The sequence below is a fragment of the Paraburkholderia atlantica genome, from assembly GCF_000092885.1.
Classification (GTDB): Bacteria; Pseudomonadota; Gammaproteobacteria; order Burkholderiales; family Burkholderiaceae; genus Paraburkholderia; species Paraburkholderia atlantica.
Genome location: NC_014118.1, coordinates 383436 through 401479, shown reverse-complemented (window position 1 = coordinate 401479; position 18044 = coordinate 383436). Strand labels below are relative to the sequence as shown.

Sequence of the window (18044 nt, the reverse complement as noted above, 5' to 3'; positions counted from 1 at the left end):
TCTATGGGCTACAGGATGGCGAAGGACCATATCGAACGCCCGGCTCACGGGCGCAACACCACTGGACCCCAATCGCGCGTGTTAGCCCTCCATGGCTTGCAGCGCTCGCGGCGAATCATGCGCGGCGTCGCCTGCTGGCTTGTGCTGCAGACCGCGCTGGCGTCGTTCGTGCCGCTCGCTGAAGCGGCTGCACCGGCGGCTGCTCCGGCAGCCACCGCCACGGCCAAACCGGCCCCGGCCGCCGCCGCAACCGCCGGCGCGGCGCAAAGCCCGCAAGCCGCGACCGGTGTCGGCAACGTGCCCGCGCCGAGCGCAGCGGTGCCGTTCGATCCGAACGCGATCGCCCAGGACCAGCTCGCCACGCCGACGCCCGCGCTCGCGGCATCGTCGGTGAAGGCGCTCGGCATGCGCACGCCGACCACCGCCGAGCCCGGCACGCTGGTGCCGGGAGGCCGTCGTCAAACGCTGACGTTCGCCGACTTCGGCGCGCTCGATCCGCTGCAACTGCGCGGCGTCGACGGTCAGAACGGCATCGCGTTCTCGGTGCGCGGCGACGAGGTCGTGACCGGCGCGACGCTGCATCTGATCTACAGCTACTCGCCCGCGCTGCTGGCGAACCTGTCGCAACTGAAGGTGCTGATCAACGGCGAGGTCGCCGCGACACTGCCGCTGCCGCACGAGCAGTCCGGCATGCTGGTCGCGCGCGACATCACGATCGATCCGCGCTTCATCACCGACTTCAACCACCTGAACCTGCAGCTGATCGGCCATTACACGAGCGCCTGCGAAGACCCCGCGAACTCGTCGCTGTGGGCGACGATCAGCAACGCGAGCTCGCTCGACCTGACCTACTCGTCGCTCGCGACGAAGGCGGAACTGGCCGCGCTGCCGCAGCCGTTCTTCGACCGCCGCGACGTGCGCCGCCTCGAACTGCCATTCGTATTCGCGCAGAAACCCGGCAACGGCACGCTCGAAGCCGCCGGAATCGTCGCGTCGTGGTTCGGCTCGCTCGCCGGCTATCGCGGCGCGCTGTTTCCGACCCAGCTCGACAACCCGCCGCTGTCGGGCAATGCGGTCGTGTTCGCGACGAGCGACCAGCATCCGGCCGGCGTGACGATTCCCGAGATCACCGGGCCGACCATCGCGGTGGTCGAGCGCGATGCGAACGCGCGCGGCAAGCTGCTGCTCGTGCTCGGCCGCGACGAGGCCGAGCTGAAGACCGCCGCGAAGTCGCTCGGCATCGGCCATAGCACGCTGTCCGGCGCGAGCGCGACGATCACGTCGCTGAACGAGATCACGCCGCGCGTGCCGTACGACGCGCCGAACTGGCTTGCGACCGACCGCGCGGTGCGCTTCGGCGAACTCGCCGATCCGAAAGACCTGACCGTGTTCGGCTACGACGCCGACGCGGTGCGCATCAACATGCGTGTGGCGCCCGATCTGTTCATGTGGCACACGCGCGGCGCGCCGATCGCTCTGCGCTACCGCTACACGGTGCGACCCAAGCGCGACCGCTCGTCGCTGAACATCAGCGTGAACAACGGCTTCGTGCAGGCGCTGCCGATTCCGGCACGCTCGACGTCGGTGTTCGAGCTGAGCCGCTACTTCAACCTGATCATGCCCGACGGCACCGCCGACGCGCGCCGCAACATCCGCATCCCGCCGCTCTTGATGACGCCGCGCACCCAACTGCGCCTGCACTTCTACTACGACATCCCGAACACCGGCGAATGCGCGGGCCGCCTGCTGCAGAACGTGGTCGGCGCGATCGATCCGAACTCGACGATCGACCTGTCGTCGTTCCCGCACTACATGGCGCTGCCCGATCTGGCCGCGTTCGCCAACAGCGGCTTCCCGTTCACGCGGATGGCGGATCTCTCGGAGACCGCCGTCGTGCTGCCGGACGCCCCGGACGCGAGCGACTACAGCCTGTATCTGCTGACGATGGGCCGGATGGGCGAATCGACCGGCTTTCCGGTCGCCGGCGTGACCGTCACCCACGCGGCCGACGTCGACCACTTCGCGGACAAGGACCTGCTGGTGTTCGGCGCGCCCGGCAAGCAGCCGCTGTTGCAGCGCTGGTCGAAGTCGATGCCGTTCTCCAGTAACGGCGACGCGCACACGTTCCAGCTTACCGACCTCGTGTTCAAGCTGCGGGACTGGTGGCATGGCGAGCGCGGCGTCGAGCGCACGCCCGCGCGCGCCGATCTGACGATGGTCAGTTCGACCGGCGCGGCCCTGCTGACCGGCTTCGAGTCGCCGCTGCAGAGCGGCCGCAGCGCGGTTGCGCTGATCAGCGCGGCCGGCCCGTCTGACGCCGACCTGTCCGGCGCGCTGCTCGACGCCGACGTGCTGCCGAAGATTCAAGGCGCGATGGCCGTGATCCATGGCCGCGACGTCACCGTCACGTCGAACGGCTCCGCATACTATGTCGGCCATTTGTCGCCGCAGGAGTATCTACGCTGGGCGCTGTCGTCGCATCCGCTGCTGCTGTTGTTCGGCGGCGTGCTCGCCGCGCTGATCATCGCGGGCCTGTGCTACCGGACGCTGCGCGCGCTTGCCGCGCGTCGACTGAAGGACTGATGGAACGGATATGACTCGTATGCGGTTTCGGATCGACAGAAGAACCTCCTTTGCGCTGGCGCTCGGTATCGGCATCGCGGCGTCGGCGAGTCTTGCGGCTTCGAGCGGCACCGCTCAGGCCGCGCAGAACGGTGCCGCCTGCGGCGACTGGAGCGCGTGGCGAACCTTCGTGCAACGCTTCGTGCAGGCCGACGGCCGCGTGATCGACTACTCGACGCCGACCCAGCAGACCACCTCGGAAGGCCAGTCCTACGCGCTCTTTTTCGCGCTGGTCGCCAACGACCGCGCGACCTTCGACAAGCTGCTCGGCTGGACCCGCGCGAATCTCGCTGGCGACCAGTTCGACGCGCAGAACCTGCGGCTGCCCGCGTGGCAATGGGGCAAAAAGCCGGACGGCTCGTACGGCGTGCTCGATCCGAATTCGGCATCGGATTCCGACCTCTGGATTGCCTACGACCTGCTGCAGGCCGGCCGCCTGTGGCACAGCCCCGCCTACACGCAGCTCGGTCAGGCGCTCGCCGAGCGCATCGCGCACGACGAAGTCGCGAATCTGTCCGGTCTCGGGCCGATGCTGCTGCCGGGCGCGCAGGGTTTCAGGAACGGCGGCGTCACGCGGCTGAATCCGAGCTATCTGCCGCTGCCGCTGCTGCGCGCGCTCGCGCACGAGGTGCCGGACGGCCCGTGGGCCAAGCTCGCCGACAACGCCTATCAGTTCGTTAAAACCGTGTCGCCGCAAGGCTTCGCGCCCGACTGGGCGGCGTGGCAGAACGGCCGGTTCGTCGTCGATCCGAAGCACGGCGACGTCGGCAGTTACGACGCGATCCGCGTCTATCTGTGGGCCGGCCTCGCGTCGCCCGCCGATCCGCTCGCGAAGCCGTGGCTCGGCGCGCTCGGCGGCATGCGCGCGAAGGTCGCACAGAACGGCTTCCCGCCGGAGAAGGTGTCGTCGACCACCGGCGCGTCGAGCGGCGAAGGCCCGCTCAGCTACTGGGGCGCGCTCGCGCCTTACTTCAAGACGCTGGGCGACGAGCATGGCCTCGGCCTCGCGCGCACGCGGCTCGCCGCGCTCGACGCGAGCGTGCCGGGCCGCGAACCGGTGTACTACGATCGTGTGCTCGGTCTGTTCGGCACGGGATTCATCGATGGCCGCTACCGCTTCGATGAAGCCGGCAGCCTCGTGCCCGCCTGGAGGGCCGCATGCGATTGAACGCTCTCGCCGTGTCGCTGCGCATCGCGCTGTCCGTCGGCGCGGTGCTCTGCGCAGCCGCGACCGCGCCCGATGCGCTCGCGCAGGCGAGCAAAGATCCGCTGAGCGTGCTGATCGATCAGGGCAAGTACTGGCAGTCGCATCAGCGCGGCGACCTCGCCGAGCAGGCGTGGCAGAAGGTGCTCAGCATCGATCCGAAGCAGCCCGACGCGCTGTTCGGCATGGGCATGGTGCTGGCCGACCGCAAGGACGCGGCCGGCGCGCAGCAATACCTCGCGCGGCTGAAGGCGGCCGCGCCGAACTATCCGAATCTCGATGAGCTCGGCCGCCGGCTGGGCCAGACCAGCCCGCGCGATCAGACGATCAACGAAGCGCGCCGGCTCGCGCAAGCCGGACAGAGCGCGAGCGCGGCGCAGGAGTATCAGCGCGCGCTGACCGGCAAGCCCGCCACGCCGCAGTTGCAGCTCGAGTACTACCAGGCGCTGTCGGCCACGCCGCAGGGCTGGGACGAAGCGCGCCGCGGCCTCGAACAGCTCGCGCACGACAACCCGAACGACCCGCGCTTCGCGCTCGCGTACGCGCAGCATCTGACCTATCGCGACGTCACGCGGCGCGACGGCATCGCGCGGCTGCAGAAGCTCGCGGGCGACACCTCGGTCGGCGCGGCGGCGAAAAAGAGCTGGCGCCAGGCGCTGCTATGGCTCGACGCGCGACCCTCCGACGCCGCGCTGTACGAGTCGTTCTTCCAGACCGCCGGTGAAGATGCCGCCGTGAAGGCACGCTACGAATCGATGGTGCAGCAGGACGCCGCGGCGCGCGCCCGCGCGCAGCAAAACGCCGCCGCCGACGCGCGCGGCCGCGTAATCGCCGAGGGCTTCGCCGCGCTCGACCGCGACGACATCGTGACCGCGCGCGCCAGATTCTCGTCGGTGCTCGCGACCAGTCCTAACGACATCGACGCGCTAGGCGGCATGGGCATCGCCGCGCTGAAGCAGGAGCAATTCGCGGATGCGCGCAACTACCTCGAGCGCGCCTCGCGCGGCCCCAATCCGGCGCGCTGGAAAACCGCGCTCGACAGCGCGACCTATTGGACCTACACGAGCGAAGCGATCGGCGCGCGCAGCAATGGCGAGTTCGCGAAGGCGAAGGCGCTGTTCGAGCGCGCGATCGCGCTGAATCCTTCGGACGTGACCGCCCAGGTGCAGCTCGGCGAAATGCTGCTTCAGACCGGCGACCCGGCCGGCGCCGAGCAGGCGTACCGGATGGCGCTGCGCCGCCAGGCCGACAACCCCGACGCGATTCGCGGCCTCGTCGGCGCCCTCGCCGCGCAGGGCCGCGCCGACGAGGCGCTGCAGTTCGCCAATCAGCTGAACGCGGAGCAGCAAGCGAAGGTCGGCGGCATCGACCGTTTGCGCGGCGAAGCGCAGGCGGCGCAGGCACGCGCGGCCGAAGCGCGCGGCGATCTCGGCACCGCGCGCAGCCTGTTCGAGGACGCGCTGCTGAACAAGCCCGACGATCCGTGGCTGCGGCTCGACCTCGCGCGCATTTACGTGCGCCAGGGCGCGGTTGCGAATGCGCGCAGCATGATGGACGGCCTGCTCGCCACCCATCCTGACATGACCGATGCGCTGTACGCGAGCGCGTTGCTGTCGGCGGAAACGCAGGACTGGTCGACCGGTCTCGCGCAGCTCGACCGCATTGCGCCCGCGCAGCGCACCGACGCGATGACGACGCTGCAGCATCGGCTGTGGGTACATCAGCAGGCCGATCTCGCGACGCGCATGGCGAAGAACGGCCAGACGCAGCAAGCCATCGCGACCTTGCGCGCCGCCGAGCCGGTGGCCGGCAACAATCCCGAGCTGATCGGCGTGATCGCCAGCGCGTACCAGCAGGCCGGCGATCCGACTCGCGCTCTGAGTCTCGTGCGCGCAGCGATGAGCGCGGCGCCCGGCAACACCGATCTGCTGCTGCAATACGCAGGCATTCTGTCCGCGGCAGGCCAGCAGGCCGAGCTCGGCAATGTGATGCGCCAGTTGCAGAGCATGCAACTGACGCCGCAGCAGCGCACCGACTTCAACAACCTGAATCTCGGCATCGTGATCCGACAGGCTGACGCAGTACGCCTGCGCGGCGATCTTGCGAGCGCCTACGAGGTGATCGCACCGTGGCTCGCCGCGATGCCCGACAACCCCGACCTGCAGGCCGCGCTCGGCCGCATGTACGCGAGCGCGGGCGACGACCGCAACGCGCTCACGAGCTTCCGCGTCGCGCTGCAGCGTCGCCCCGACGACCTGAGCCTGCTGCAGGCGGCGATCTCGGCCGCGGCCGGCTCGAAGCAGTTCAGCTACGCGGAAACGCTCGCGAACCAGGCGCTCGCCCTCGCACCCAACGATCCGGGCGTGCTCGCGACCGTGGGCCGCATGTATCGCGCCCAAGGGAATCTGTCGCTCGCGTCGACCTATCTGCAACGCTCGCTGGTCGCGGCCAATACGCCGCTGGTGGCGAATGCGCCGCGCAACGCAGGCAGCAACGTGCCGCGCGGCTGGGAAGCGGCGATGAGCCAGATCGGCGCGACGCCGCTGCCGGGCACCAATCCATTCGAAGGCAAGACGGCGATCGCGACTTCGAGCGACGCCGATAATGCCGCGCGTCCCGCGCTCCCGTTCCTGAACACGCAGCCTTCCTCGCCGACGCAGACCGTGCCGAACTATCCGCCGCCCCCTCCGCCCGCGCCGTATGTCGCGCCTTATACGGCGCCCGCCGCGACGCCTTATAACGCGCCTGCCGCGCAGCCCGCGCCCGTCGCCGCACCGTACGGAGCGCCCCGCTCCGCCGCCGAGGTCGGCGGCTACGGCCAGGAATCCTACGGCTCGAGCCAGTCCGGCGCGCCGTTGCAGCCTTATCCGGGGCAAGGCCCGGCGCCCATGCAGCCGATGCCGATGCCGCAGCAGCAGTACAACGCGGGTTATCCGCAGCCGCAGCCTTATGCGCAGCAGCAGGCGTATCCGCAGCAGCCCTACGGCGCGCCAGACGGCTATGCGGCCACACCATGGCCGATGTCGCCGGCCGCGCGTGAAGCGCAGGCCAACGCCGCGTCGACGACGCCGCTGCCGTACGGATCGACACGCACCAGCGCGAAGAAGAACACGAAGAAGAGCACCGCGAAAACGAGCCAACCGGCGCCGGTCTATGCGCAGCAACCGCCGCCCTATCCGCAGCAGCAGGGCTATGCGCAGCCGTATCAGCCATATCAGCCGTACCCGCAGCAGCAGCACTATCAACCGCAGCAGCCTTACCCGAACCAAGGCTACTACGCGCAGCAGCCGTACATTCCGCAACCGCCGGCCGGCTACGCGCAGCCGTACTATCCGCCCGGCAGCAACGCGCGCAACAACCCGCAGCCGAACGTCGCGAACGCGCAGACGCTCGGCGTCGCCGAGGAGCTCGCGCAGATCAATCGCGAGCAGTCGAGCACCGTGTCGGGCGGCCTGATCTTCCGCAATCGCGCCGGCGAGGACGGCCTGTCGGCGCTGACCGACATCGAGGCGCCGGTAGAGGGGCGCATCAAGGCGGGCAACGGTCACGTGGTCGTGACCGCGACCCCGGTCACGCTCGACGCCGGCACCGCGTCGAACAGCACGTCGACGCTTGCGCGCTTCGGCGCGGGGCTTTCGACCGCGTCGTCGGAATCGGCGGCGGTGAACGGCACCAACAACTACGGCAGCCAGACCGCGAGCGGCGTGGGCCTGTCGGTCGGCTATGACAGTCGCAGCATCAGCGGCGATATCGGCGTGACGCCGATCGGCTTCCGCGAGACCAACATCGTCGGCGGCGCGCAGTACAACGGCGGCATCACCGACAAGGTGTCGTACTCGATCGCGGTCGCGCGGCGCGCGGTGACCGACAGCCTGCTGTCGTACGCGGGCGCGCGCGATGCGGGCGCCGGCCTCGAATGGGGCGGCGTCACGTCGAACGGCGTGCGCGCCAGCCTCACGTGGGACGACGGCACCAGCGGCCTGTACGTGAACGCGGCGTATCAGCACTACATGGGCACCAACGTGCCGAGCAACAACGCGGTCAAGGGCGGCGGAGGCGTCTACACGCGTCTGCTGAAAGACGCCGACCAGACGCTGACGGTCGGCGTGAACACGACGATCATGGGCTACAACCGCAATCTGTCGTTCTTCACGTATGGCCAGGGCGGCTACTTCAGTCCGCAGCAGTACGTGATCCTGAATCTGCCGGTCGAATGGTCGGGCCGCGCAGGCCTGTTCACGTACGACGTGAAAGGCTCGATCGGCGTGCAGCATTACCGCGAGGATGCGTCGAACTACTTCCCGCTGAACGACGGCTCGTCGCGCCAGGGCGACGCGGCCGCCGCCGCGCAATCCCTCGGCAACGGTCTGAGCGCCGTCTACCCGGGCCAGAGCAAGACCGGCGTGTCGTATTCGATCAGCGGCGTCGGCGAATATCAGCTCGCGCCGCAGCTCGCGGTCGGGGCAACCGCGTCGCTCGGCAACGCTTATCAGTATCGCGAGTGGCTCGCGGCCGTGTACGTGCGCTACAGCTTCAACAGGCAGACCGGCTTGCAGCCGTTCCCGCCGGTGCCGTTGACGTCGCAGTATCTGTCGTTGTCCAACTGACGCCTCACGTTCATTCGCATTCCCTCGCATAGCGCGTACGTCGCGTATCGATCCATGCCGGAAATGCGGGCGCTTCTTCCGCTTTCGCTGCGCTGCAAACGCGCGTCGCGGTAAATGTTGCCCGTGCATCGAACGACGTGCCGAATCGGTACGTTTTCGGACAGGGCTGCTTACCCGGCAAAACCCCGAATAGCGTCCGCGAAGCGTCAACGGTATGGCGATGTGCCATACAATAATTGCAGCTCGCGTGGCTGCGCGAAGCCTGCGAAGCTTCGGTCCCGAGCCGACCATTTTCGACGTGAATTCAGGTGGAGCGCTGCATGCCTTTTCCGGCACAAGACTACGGCTGCGCCGGCTGGCGCGGCGAGATGGCGCGACGCATCAGCGAATTCGACTGGCGCGCGACCAGCCTCGGCGCGATCGAAAACTGGCAGCGCAGTCTGACCTCGACGGTCCTGACGATGCTCGCGTCGCCGATGCCGCTCGTGCTGCTGTGGGACGAGCCCGGCTACATGATCTACAACGATGCCTATGCGATCTTCGCGGGCGGCCGGCATCCGTATCTGCTCGGTCGTCCGGTCGAAGACGGCTGGCCCGAAGTGGCCGACTTCAATCGTCACGTCATGGTCACCTGCCTCGCCGGCGGCACGCTGTCGTATCGCGACAAGGCGCTCGTGCTGCTGCGCGACGGCAAGCCGGAAGACGTGTGGATGGATCTGTACTACAGCCCGGTTGCGGGCGACAGCGGCGCGCCGGCCGGCGTGCTGTCGATGGTCGTCGAAACCACCGGGCGGGTGCTCACCGAACGGCTGCGCCAGCAAGCCGAAACCGAACTGCACGAGACCAACGAACGCCTGCAACTTGCACTGAACACCGGCGCGGTGCTCGGCACCTGGGTGCTCGACGTGCGCACGGGCGAGGTCACGGGCGACGAACGCTTCGCGCGCACCTTTTCGTTTGGGCGCGATACAGCTTCGAAAGGCGTCGCGCGCGATGCCGCCACGCAGATAATCCATCCCGACGACCAGCAGCTCAACGATCGACTGACCGCCGAAGCGATCCGCAGCGGCGAGCCGTTTCGCGCCGAGTACCGGATCCGGCGGCCTGATGGCGGCTATATGTGGGTGCAGGCGAACGGCCGCTGCCAGTTCGACGAACACGGCGAACCGACGCGCTTTCCAGGCGTGCTGATCGACATTCACGAACGCAAGATCGCCGAACAGCAGCTTCTTCAGCTAACCGAAACACTCGAGCAGCGCGTCGCCGATTCGATCGCCGCGCGCGCGCTCGCCGAGGAGCAGCTGCGCCAGGCGCAGAAGATGGAAGCGATCGGCAGCCTGACGGGCGGCGTCGCACACGACTTCAACAACGTGCTGCAGGTGATCAACGGCAATCTGCAGATGCTCGCCGCCGACGCCGATGACAACCCCGTCACGCAGCGGCGTCTATCCGCCGCGACCGATGCCGTCAAACGCGGCGCGAAGCTCGCCGCGCATCTGCTCGCGTTCGCGCGGCGTCAGCCGCTGTCGCCGACCGTGCTGAATCCGCGCCGCCTGCTGACCGGCATGAGCGAAATGCTGCACCGCGCGCTCGGCGAAACGGTGCGGATCGACACGGTGCTCAGCGACGATCTGTGGAACGTGCAGGTCGACCGCAATCAGCTCGAAAACGCGCTGCTCAATCTCGCGATCAATGCGCGCGACGCGATGCGCGCCGACGGCGCGCTCACCGTGCGCGCGACCAACCGCACGCTCGACGCCGCGTTCTGCCGCGGCAAACCGGAGCTGTCGCCCGGCGAATACGTGGAGTTCTCGGTTGCCGACACCGGTTCGGGGATGCCGCCCGAAGTGCTGCAACACGTGTTCGAACCGTTCTTCACGACCAAGCCCGACGGCCACGGCACCGGCCTTGGCCTGTCCATGGTGTTCGGCTTCGCGCGGCAAAGCGGCGGACATGTGTCGATCGAAAGCGAAGTGGGACACGGCACGACGGTGTCGCTGTTCTTTCCGCGCTGCTGCGAAGCGGAGACGCCGGAGACCGTCGACGGCACCGCAGCGTCGGTCGGCGGCGGCGAAACCATACTTGTCGTCGAGGACGATGCCGACGTGCGGCTGACCGCGGTCGAAATGCTCGCGCAGCTCGGCTACAAGGTGCTGACCGCGTCGAACGGCGACGCGGCGCTCGAGTTCATCGACAGCGACGTGCCGATCGACCTGCTGTTTACCGACGTCGTGATGCCCGGCAAGCTGAAGAGCGTCGAGCTCGCGCAACGCGCGGCCGCGCGCACGCCACCGCTGCCCACGCTGTTCACATCGGGCTATACGCGCGACGAAATCGTCCACCACGGCAAGCTCGACGCGGGTATCACGCTGCTGTCCAAGCCGTACCGGCGCGACGATCTCGCCCGTCTGGTGCGTAACGTTCTACGCGCGGGCGCGGCGCGTGCGGACCGCGCGGCCGACATGCGAGAGACGCGTATCGCCGCATGCGTGCCGCCCGCGGCGTACGAAAGCGCCAACATGTATGGCGCGACGCAGGCGCCGCCGAAAGGGTTGAAAAAAGAGCCGAAGAGAAAACCGCAAAAGGCGACCCAGCCGCGCGCGGCCCAGGAAGCCGCACGCGTGCTGTTCGTCGAGGACGACACCGAATCGCGCGAGGCGCTCGGCGAACTGCTCGGCGCGCTAGGTCTCGCGTGCACCGCGGTCGCCAGCGCGGAAGCAGCGCTGCCGCTCGCGAGCACCCAACGCTACGACGTGCTGTTGACCGACCTCAAGCTGCCCGGTATGTCCGGCGACGAACTCGCGCGCGCGGTGCGGCAAGTGCAGCCCGCAATCCGCGTGCTGCTGGTGTCGGGCTACGGTCGCAGCGCGGAGATCGGAGCGGCGATTCCAGGTGCGCGGCTCCTCGGCAAGCCGCTCGATATCGCGCAGTTGCGACACGAGCTCGCGCAATGGCTCGATCACACTGAAGCGGCGTCCTAGTCCAAACCCCGAACCTCTGCCGCCGTGGCGCACGTGTGTTCATGATGCTTCAGATCGACCTGAATAACGGGCTTTTCGCGAGCGCTTCGGCGCCGTCCGCATTGCTGAGGAATTTCTCCGTGTAAATGTCGCGTTCGAACAGCTGCCCCTGCATCAGCGCGCGGATCGACGCTTCGATCATCACCGGCGGTCCACACAGATAAGCCTTGTGGCCACGAAAATCGCCGCCGAAAAGCGCCTTCGCGGCGTCGTGGACGAAGCCGCGAAAACCCTCCCACGCACTGCCGCTTCGGCAGCATGTAGTCCATCATCATCGCGACGAGCGTCAGCAGCCGGTAGCCGCGGCAGAACCTTTTGTCGATCCACTTCTGGATGATCGGCACGTTTGTCCGCTTCGATCGCTTCGATGAACGGACGCGAGTCGTCGTTAGCCTGAAACGCGATGAATACGGAATCAGCCATGATGTGTCTCCTGGGTTTGCTGTTCTGCGGGCTGCGGGCTCCGCCACGAGCGGCACGCCCTGCTTCTGCATGCGCGCATCGAACGCCCGGGTGATATCGGTGAATGCTGCTTCGGCTTCCTCAACGCGATCAGAGTTCGGCGTCGCGCGCGCCCGAGTTGTAGCCCATGCGCGTGAGCAGGCCGCGCACCGCGTCGATGCGGATTACGCGGCCGCAGCTGGTTTACCGGCTGAAGAGTCGCGGGTTGCGGGTGTAGGCCGCCAAAGGCGACGCTAGCATCATCGGAGGCGAAGCAATCGGCGGTTGAGCGGGCCAAACCACGCGTAAATCCGGAATTAGAATGAACCGCCCAAACCGTAAGATCGCCACAAACCGGTCAGTTAGGCGTTGGCGGCATGCTAGATCTTCCTCTTTCCGATGACGCGTGGGCGCGCATCAGTCATCTGTTCCAGCAGGACCCGAAGAAACGTTTGGGACGGCCCGCGCGTCCTCCGCGCGAGATCCTCGACGCGATCCTGTGGGTCGTCACGCGCAACGAGAAATGGCATCGGCTGCCCGGCACCTTTCCGCCGTCGCAGACGTGCTATATCAGGTGGCTGCAATGGCGCCGCACGGGCTTGATGAGCGCGATTCTCGACGAGCTCGGCCTGAGCGGCTGTGCGCTCGCATCGGCGGCTGGCGCAGATTCGGCGCCTGCGGCGGGGCCGAAGGCCGACGCGTGAAGTCGCGGCCTGGAATGGCATATATTGTTGGTAAGGATGAGTACCCGCAACAGCGCCGCCCAACTGCGTCAGCCGTGCGCGCGCGGGTATGATGCCGGGCGCGGTAGCCACCGCGGCCGCTTCCGATGCCGCATTTTTTGCCACGAGAACCATCATGCCTGCCCAACACGACGAAGCACCCGGCGCTCAGGACACGAACGACAAGCCGAAGCGCAAGACGCTGTCCCTGTCGGTGCGCAATCTGCTGATGGTCGCCATTGGCGTGCTGATGTTCGCAATCGTGTCGGGCGTCGTGCTGTACAACCCGATCATGTACGGCGACGAGATCCCGAACTTCGGCATCATCCTGATGCTGACGGTGCCGGTGATCGCGGGCGTCGCGTTTCGCGTCGGGCTCGACGCGTGGCTGGATCGCGAGTGAGCGGCAAGAGCGCCGCGCCCTCACCCCGTCTTGCGCTTATGGCGCCTTGAGCGGCAATACGACCCATACTTCGAGGCCGCCGCCGTCGCGCGGATGAAACTGCAGGCTGCCGCCGTGCAGCCGCGCGATCCGCTCGACGATCGACAGACCCAGCCCCGTGCCGCCGCTGTGCGTACGCGCATTGCGGCCGCGCTGGAACGGCGCCTTCAGCTTTTCCAACTCCTCAGCCGTCAAACCTTTGCCGCGATCGGCGACCGCCACCGTCACCGTGTCCTGCGTCGCCCACGTGCGCACCGCAAGCCCGCTGCCGCCGTAGACGATCGCGTTCTGCATCAGGTTCATCAGCAGCCGCATCATGCTGATCGGCCGATAGGGAACGGCCGGCAAACTGCCCAGCGACAGTTCGAACTCGTGCCCGAGCCCAGCGAAGTCGCCCGCGAGCCGTTCGATCAGCGCATTCAGATCGCCGGGCTGCGCTTCCTCGCGCTCGCCGCTGCCCGCGTAATCCATGAACTGCTGCAGGATCGTCTCGATCTGGTCCAGATACGATTCGGCGGCGATCACGAAGCTGCTGTCGGCCCCCTGCGGCATCGCCATCGCCATCGACAGGCGCAGCTTCGTCAACGGCGTGCGGATGTCGTGCGAGATGCCCGCGAGCATCAGCGCGCGCGTCGCTTCGGCGTCCCGTAACGCGCGCGTCATTTGATTGAAAGCGCTGCCCACGGCGGCGATTTCGGCGGGGCCGTCGGTCGGCAGCGGCGCGGGCAGGTCGCCGGCGCTGACGCGGCGCGCCGCTTGCGTGAGCTCGTGCAACGGTTCGTTCAGATGCAGCTGGATCGCGTAGCCGGCGAGCGCGGCGAGCACGCCGAGCCCCAGCGACAGGAAGATCGCCGCTTCGAGGCCGCTGCCTTGCGCGTCCTCGGGAACCGGCAGCGCAATCCAGTATGGCGCGTTCGCCAAACCCGCCGCGTTGCCGGCGCCGGCAAGCGACCCGTGCATGCGAATCCACAAGCGCTGTGCGCCCTCGGTTTGCCAGCGCGCGGGCATATCCGCGGGCAGGTACTTCTGCAGGCTGTCGATGAACACGCCGCGTTGATAGGTGCTATACGCGCGCAACAGATCGTGCGGCGGTGTGTCGGTCGCTTCGGGCGGCAACTGCTCGCGCGCGTCGAGTCGTGCGGTCAGCGCCGCGCGCGAGGCAGGCGGAGTCGCCGCGAGCAGGTTGTCGAGCGTCGTCACGTAGGTCGCGAACACGGCCGCCGCGCGCTCGACGCGTGGCCGCTGCACGAAATGCAGCAGCACGACGATCGAGCAGATCTGGCTCAGCATCACGAGCGCGATCAACAGCGCGATGTTGCGCGCGAGCAGCGTGCGCGGCAGCAGCCTGCGTGACAGCGAGCGCATCATGATTCGACATCGGCGACGAGCATGTAGCCGACGCCCCAGACGGTACGAATGAAACGCGGCTTCGACGGATCGTCCTCGACGATCTGCCTCAGCCGCAGCACCTGCACGTCGATGCTGCGATCCAGCGCGTCATGGTCGCGCCCTCGCGCACGCGCGAGCAGGTTGTCGCGGCTCACCGCGCGATTCGGCGACGACGCGAGCGCGACCAGCAGCAGCATCTGCGCGGAATGAATCTCGAGCGGCTCGCCCGCGCGCGACAGCTCCTGCTTGCCGACGTCGAGCGTGAAGTCGCCGAAACGCACGCGCTGCGAGGTCACCGTGACGTCGCCGGCGGCCATCTTCTGGCGACGCAGCAGCGCGTTGACTCGCGCCACCAGTTCGCGCGGCAGGAACGGTTTGGCGAGGTAGTCGTCGGCGCCGGTTTCGAGGCCGGTCACGCGATCGAGCGGATCGCCCTTCGCGGTCAGCATCAGGATCGGCAAGGTCTGCCCTTGCGCGCGCAGCTTCGCGCAGATCTCGAGGCCGTTCTCTTCGCCGATCATCAGATCGAGTATCAGCAGATCGAACGGCTCGCGCTCCAGGTAGCGGTTCAGACGCTTGCCGTCCTCGGCCGCGCGCACGTCGAAACCGTGGCCACGCAGGAAGCGAAGCAGCATGTTGCGCAACTCGGCTTCGTCGTCGAGCACGATGATCCTGGCGGGGCGTTCCATTCGAAAGCTCCTCGATATCCGAGCTGCTCAGTGCGCGGCCGCGCGCTCCTGCATGAACGCCTCGATCTGCGGCAGCGTGATGTAGCCGGCCTTCTGCGTATCGATCTCGTCGAAATGACGCGCGAGCATCGGCATGCCGGCTGCCGCCTGGTCGCGGGTCAGCTTGCCGTCGTGCGTGGTGTTAGCGGTCGAAAAGCGCGTCTGCAACTGCTGCTCCATGCGCTCCATGCGCTGCTGAGTGATACCTTGCGGCGCGGCGGCCTGAGCGAACGTGACGGTGGACGCGCAGCACAGCAACAGGGTGGCGAGCAACTTCTTCATGACTGACTCCTTCGGTTGGAACATCGACCGTCGCCTGCCTGGGTGCCGCGATCCGTTTCGATGACAGGCCGAATTCTTGGTCAGACGCCACGCAATCGCAATTCATGAATCATGTCGAATCATGTCACGGCGCCTCGCGCCGGTGCAGCGTGACATCGAATGAAATGAGTTTGCGGTTTCGTTTCGCGGGCCTGCTGCGTATCGTTCCGTCTGCCGTCCGTCGGCTTTCACGCATCAGGAGTCACAAATGAGTATTCGTCTCGCCTGCGCTTCGACTTTCACCGCCATCGGTCTCGCCTGTTCTTCCGCTGCCTACGCGAGAGTCGTCGTGTATCTGCCCGCCGCCGTGGTCTACGCGCCGCCGCCGCGGCCGGTCTACTACCCGGTGCCGGTCAATCCCGTGTACGTATCGGCACCGCCTGTCGCCGTTCCTATCGCGGCCGCGACCATCGTTGCGGCGCCGCCCGAACTGCCGGCGAACACCCCCGCCGCCGCCGTGGTCGTGCCGCCCGCGCCCAACTATGCGATGGTGCCCGCGCCGACGGTCAGCTATGCGCAACCGCTGGTGAACGCGCCGCATTGAAAGCGCGTTTCGGGGCTCTCGCGCGGGGCGGTCTCGATCGCCCACGGCCGCGTCACGCCGTTGACTCAGCATAGGACACGCGCCTGGCGGGCACGCCTGGTGAATTCCCGTTGTCCGATTGAAAGGCAGAGCGCCGCCGCGGCGCGTGGGGACGCCGCGCGTAAAGCTTGCATGGAGTTTGCCGCTTCTTACCATCGCGCAGCGCGCCAGGCGCGCGCCCGATGGACCGCTTTGCGTCTTCACGGCTGATTTCGACTACATATAGGCGGGATGGAACGGAGCTTGCTGTCCCTTTTAGCTTCGCGCGCCCCTATCCCACTTCTTTCCTGGACCTTTGTGATGAGTTACCAAGATATCGACAGGGAAATTGCCCACCTCGAAGTCGTTTTCAACGCACTTTCAGCGCGCGACCGTTTTCCTCTGTCGTACTGGCATGGCCGGCTGCATGCATTGAACCGGTCGTCGATGGTGCCCGCGCAACGCCAGCGCGTTGCCCACCTCGAAGCAAGGCTGCGCTCGGTCGGCGCCCAACTGGATCAGCTCGCCGGCGCGAGCCGCATCGGCTCCCGCGCAGGCCCGCGGATGGACCACCGGTCGGGCGTCCGTTCAGCCCGTTAGAATCCGTGCCCCGAGCGCCAGCACGAGCGCGGGCACCATCACCAGCACGCCGACCCTCAGGAACTTCATGAAGCCGACGTCTTCGCCTTCCCGACGAATCGCGTTGAGCCACAGGATCGTCGCGAGCGAGCCGCTGATCGACAGGTTCGGCCCGAGGTCGACGCCGATCAGGAACGCGTCGATCACGCGCTCGGGGCTTTGCGCCTGCATCACGGTCGAACTCGCGATCAGTCCGGACGGCAGGTTGTTGATCAGATTGCTGAGCGCCGCGATGCTGGTGCCGGCCCACGCGGCCGCTTCCATTTCGTTGTGTTCGGTCGCGCGCCGCAGCGCACCCGCGAACGTGCTGATCACGCCGGTGTGATCGAGCATCTCGACCAGCACAAACAGCCCGGCGACGAGCGGCAGCACGTTCCACGAAATCTCGCGAATCATCGGCAGAGGTGACTTGCGCTCCTTGATCAGCACCACGAGCGCGGTCAGCGTGCCGAGGATCGCGGTCGGCAGACCGAGCTGGATGTCGTACGCGGAGACCGTCAGCAGCGCGCCGGCCGTCACCGCGATGCCCGCGAGCGCGACCCGGCCGCTCGCCGACAGCTCGACCGCCTCGAGATTCGCCTCGCAGACGCCAGCCAGCGCGTCGCGTTGCGTCCAGCGCAGCATCACGAAGGTCGCGCCGATCGACAGCACCGACGGCAGCGCGAAGCGCAGCATCCACGGTCCCAGCGGCGGCGTGTGATTGCCGTACAGCACGATGTTGGCCGGATTCGATATCGGCAGCACGAAGCTCGCCGCATTGGCGACGAACGCGCAGACGAACAGCAGCGGCAGCGGCGGCGTCTTCGCTTTCTTCGCCGCCGCGAACACGGCGGGCGTCAGTACGACGGCGGTGGCATCGTTGGAAAGAAACGCGGTGATCACCACGCCGAACAGATACACGAGGACGAACAGCTTGCGCGGCGAACTGTTCGCATGATTGACCGCCAGCACCGCGACCCAGTCGAACAGCCCTTCGCGGCGGCCGACTTCGGATAGCAGCATCATGCCGATCAGGAACAGATAGACGTCGGTGCCCTTGCCGATCGCTTCGATCGCGAGATGCAAGGGCAACAGGCCGAGCACCACGAGCAGCACCGCGCCCGCGACGGCCCACACGGCTTCGGGCCATTTGAACGGCCGTGTGATCACGCCGGCGGTGGCGGCCGCGGCAATGCCCCAGGAGAGAAAAACGGAATTCACAGCTTAAAGACCGGATAATGGGTTATGTCGGTGGCTGCGCAAAGCACGCGCAACCTTGTTGTTCGGGGCCACAAGTTACCACAGCGGTTGCCGCAGCGACCGGTCCACGGCAGTCGGTGTGCCTTGTCACGCGCATGTCTTTCAACA

At 67.3% G+C, this 18044-nt stretch carries 14 protein-coding genes and 1 pseudogene; 8 read left to right on the top strand and 7 right to left on the bottom strand.

The window, feature by feature from the left end:
- Window positions 1-3 precede the first annotated feature (3 nt).
- From bcsB to BC1002_RS17820, 4 genes are all read left to right on the top strand, one after another.
- Window positions 4-2583, top strand: coding sequence for a cellulose biosynthesis cyclic di-GMP-binding regulatory protein BcsB (bcsB, locus tag BC1002_RS17835; protein WP_013091392.1), 2580 nt, complete (start codon window positions 4-6; stop codon window positions 2581-2583).
- Window positions 2584-2602: 19 nt separating this feature from the next.
- Complete coding sequence (bcsZ, locus tag BC1002_RS17830; RefSeq protein ID WP_013091391.1) at window positions 2603-3790, top strand: cellulose synthase complex periplasmic endoglucanase BcsZ; 1188 nt, start codon at window positions 2603-2605, stop codon at window positions 3788-3790.
- The gene (locus tag BC1002_RS17825) at window positions 3781-8433 is read left to right on the top strand and encodes a cellulose synthase subunit BcsC-related outer membrane protein (protein WP_013091390.1); all 4653 of its coding nucleotides are present in this window, start codon (window positions 3781-3783) and stop codon (window positions 8431-8433) included. The genes bcsZ and BC1002_RS17825 overlap by 10 nt, the downstream gene beginning before the upstream one ends.
- Window positions 8434-8753: 320 nt before the next feature.
- Entirely contained in the window at window positions 8754-11414 is a 2661-nt protein-coding gene (locus BC1002_RS17820) for a response regulator (RefSeq protein ID WP_013091389.1), read from the top strand.
- Between the two features lie 49 nt (window positions 11415-11463).
- Here the strand turns inward: BC1002_RS17820 and BC1002_RS36385 are convergent.
- From BC1002_RS36385 to BC1002_RS39385, 3 genes and pseudogenes are all read right to left on the bottom strand, one after another.
- Window positions 11464-11700 (bottom strand): annotated as a pseudogene (locus BC1002_RS36385) (phenol hydroxylase); the annotation flags it as partial.
- Entirely contained in the window at window positions 11595-11876 is a 282-nt protein-coding gene (locus tag BC1002_RS38925; RefSeq protein WP_238538029.1) for an MmoB/DmpM family protein, read from the bottom strand. The pseudogene BC1002_RS36385 and the gene BC1002_RS38925, both read right to left, overlap by 106 nt.
- Window positions 11877-12005: 129 nt before the next feature.
- Window positions 12006-12074 carry a XylR N-terminal domain-containing protein gene (locus BC1002_RS39385; protein WP_274380064.1) on the bottom strand — a complete coding sequence of 23 codons (69 nt, stop codon included), beginning with the start codon at window positions 12072-12074 and terminating at the stop codon, window positions 12006-12008.
- 197 nt (window positions 12075-12271) lie between these two features.
- On the opposite strand from BC1002_RS39385, the gene BC1002_RS17815 reads away from it, so the two are divergent.
- Together BC1002_RS17815 and BC1002_RS17810 are read left to right on the top strand one after the other, a co-directional pair.
- The gene (locus BC1002_RS17815) at window positions 12272-12598 is read left to right on the top strand and encodes a transposase (RefSeq protein WP_013091388.1); all 327 of its coding nucleotides are present in this window, start codon (window positions 12272-12274) and stop codon (window positions 12596-12598) included.
- Between the two features lie 154 nt (window positions 12599-12752).
- Window positions 12753-13019, top strand: a complete 267-nt coding sequence (locus BC1002_RS17810; protein WP_013091387.1) for a hypothetical protein — start codon at window positions 12753-12755, stop codon at window positions 13017-13019.
- A gap of 36 nt (window positions 13020-13055) precedes the next feature.
- On the opposite strand, the gene BC1002_RS17805 is transcribed toward BC1002_RS17810, so the two are convergent.
- The 3 genes from BC1002_RS17805 to BC1002_RS17795 are packed head-to-tail and all read right to left on the bottom strand — an operon-like array spanning window position 13056 to window position 15457.
- Window positions 13056-14426 (bottom strand): ATP-binding protein, encoded by a 1371-nt coding sequence (locus BC1002_RS17805; protein WP_013091386.1) that lies wholly within the window; start codon window positions 14424-14426, stop codon window positions 13056-13058.
- On the bottom strand, window positions 14423-15136 hold the full coding sequence (locus BC1002_RS17800) for a response regulator (protein ID WP_013091385.1): 714 nt from the start codon (window positions 15134-15136) through the stop codon (window positions 14423-14425). The genes BC1002_RS17805 and BC1002_RS17800 overlap by 4 nt, the downstream gene beginning before the upstream one ends.
- A 27-nt stretch (window positions 15137-15163) precedes the next feature.
- Window positions 15164-15457: an EF-hand domain-containing protein gene (locus tag BC1002_RS17795; RefSeq protein ID WP_013091384.1), complete on the bottom strand. Its 294-nt coding sequence runs from the start codon at window positions 15455-15457 to the stop codon at window positions 15164-15166.
- A 247-nt stretch (window positions 15458-15704) separates the two neighbouring features.
- On the opposite strand from BC1002_RS17795, the gene BC1002_RS17790 reads away from it, so the two are divergent.
- A complete protein-coding gene (locus tag BC1002_RS17790) occupies window positions 15705-16040 on the top strand; it encodes a hypothetical protein (RefSeq protein ID WP_013091383.1) in 336 nt (111 codons plus the stop codon).
- Between the two features lie 339 nt (window positions 16041-16379).
- Entirely contained in the window at window positions 16380-16658 is a 279-nt protein-coding gene (locus BC1002_RS17785) for a hypothetical protein (RefSeq protein ID WP_013091382.1), read from the top strand.
- Here the strand turns inward: BC1002_RS17785 and BC1002_RS17780 are convergent.
- Entirely contained in the window at window positions 16647-17897 is a 1251-nt protein-coding gene (locus BC1002_RS17780; RefSeq protein ID WP_013091381.1) for an arsenic transporter, read from the bottom strand. The genes BC1002_RS17785 and BC1002_RS17780 overlap by 12 nt on opposite strands.
- Window positions 17898-18044 lie beyond the last annotated feature (147 nt).

Coding starts and splice junctions, on each gene's coding strand:
- BC1002_RS17800 (WP_013091385.1), bottom strand. CDS start 15,136: ATGGAACGCCCCGCCAGGATCATCGTGCTCGACGACGAAGCCGAGTTG.
- BC1002_RS38925 (WP_238538029.1), bottom strand. CDS start 11,876: ATGGCTGATTCCGTATTCATCGCGTTTCAGGCTAACGACGACTCGCGT.
- BC1002_RS17820 (WP_013091389.1), top strand. CDS start 8,754: ATGCCTTTTCCGGCACAAGACTACGGCTGCGCCGGCTGGCGCGGCGAG.
- BC1002_RS17790 (WP_013091383.1), top strand. CDS start 15,705: ATGAGTATTCGTCTCGCCTGCGCTTCGACTTTCACCGCCATCGGTCTC.
- BC1002_RS17815 (WP_013091388.1), top strand. CDS start 12,272: ATGCTAGATCTTCCTCTTTCCGATGACGCGTGGGCGCGCATCAGTCAT.
- BC1002_RS17810 (WP_013091387.1), top strand. CDS start 12,753: ATGCCTGCCCAACACGACGAAGCACCCGGCGCTCAGGACACGAACGAC.
- BC1002_RS17785 (WP_013091382.1), top strand. CDS start 16,380: ATGAGTTACCAAGATATCGACAGGGAAATTGCCCACCTCGAAGTCGTT.
- bcsB (WP_013091392.1), top strand. CDS start 4: ATGGGCTACAGGATGGCGAAGGACCATATCGAACGCCCGGCTCACGGG.
- bcsZ (WP_013091391.1), top strand. CDS start 2,603: ATGCGGTTTCGGATCGACAGAAGAACCTCCTTTGCGCTGGCGCTCGGT.
- BC1002_RS17795 (WP_013091384.1), bottom strand. CDS start 15,457: ATGAAGAAGTTGCTCGCCACCCTGTTGCTGTGCTGCGCGTCCACCGTC.
- BC1002_RS17805 (WP_013091386.1), bottom strand. CDS start 14,426: ATGATGCGCTCGCTGTCACGCAGGCTGCTGCCGCGCACGCTGCTCGCG.
- BC1002_RS17825 (WP_013091390.1), top strand. CDS start 3,781: ATGCGATTGAACGCTCTCGCCGTGTCGCTGCGCATCGCGCTGTCCGTC.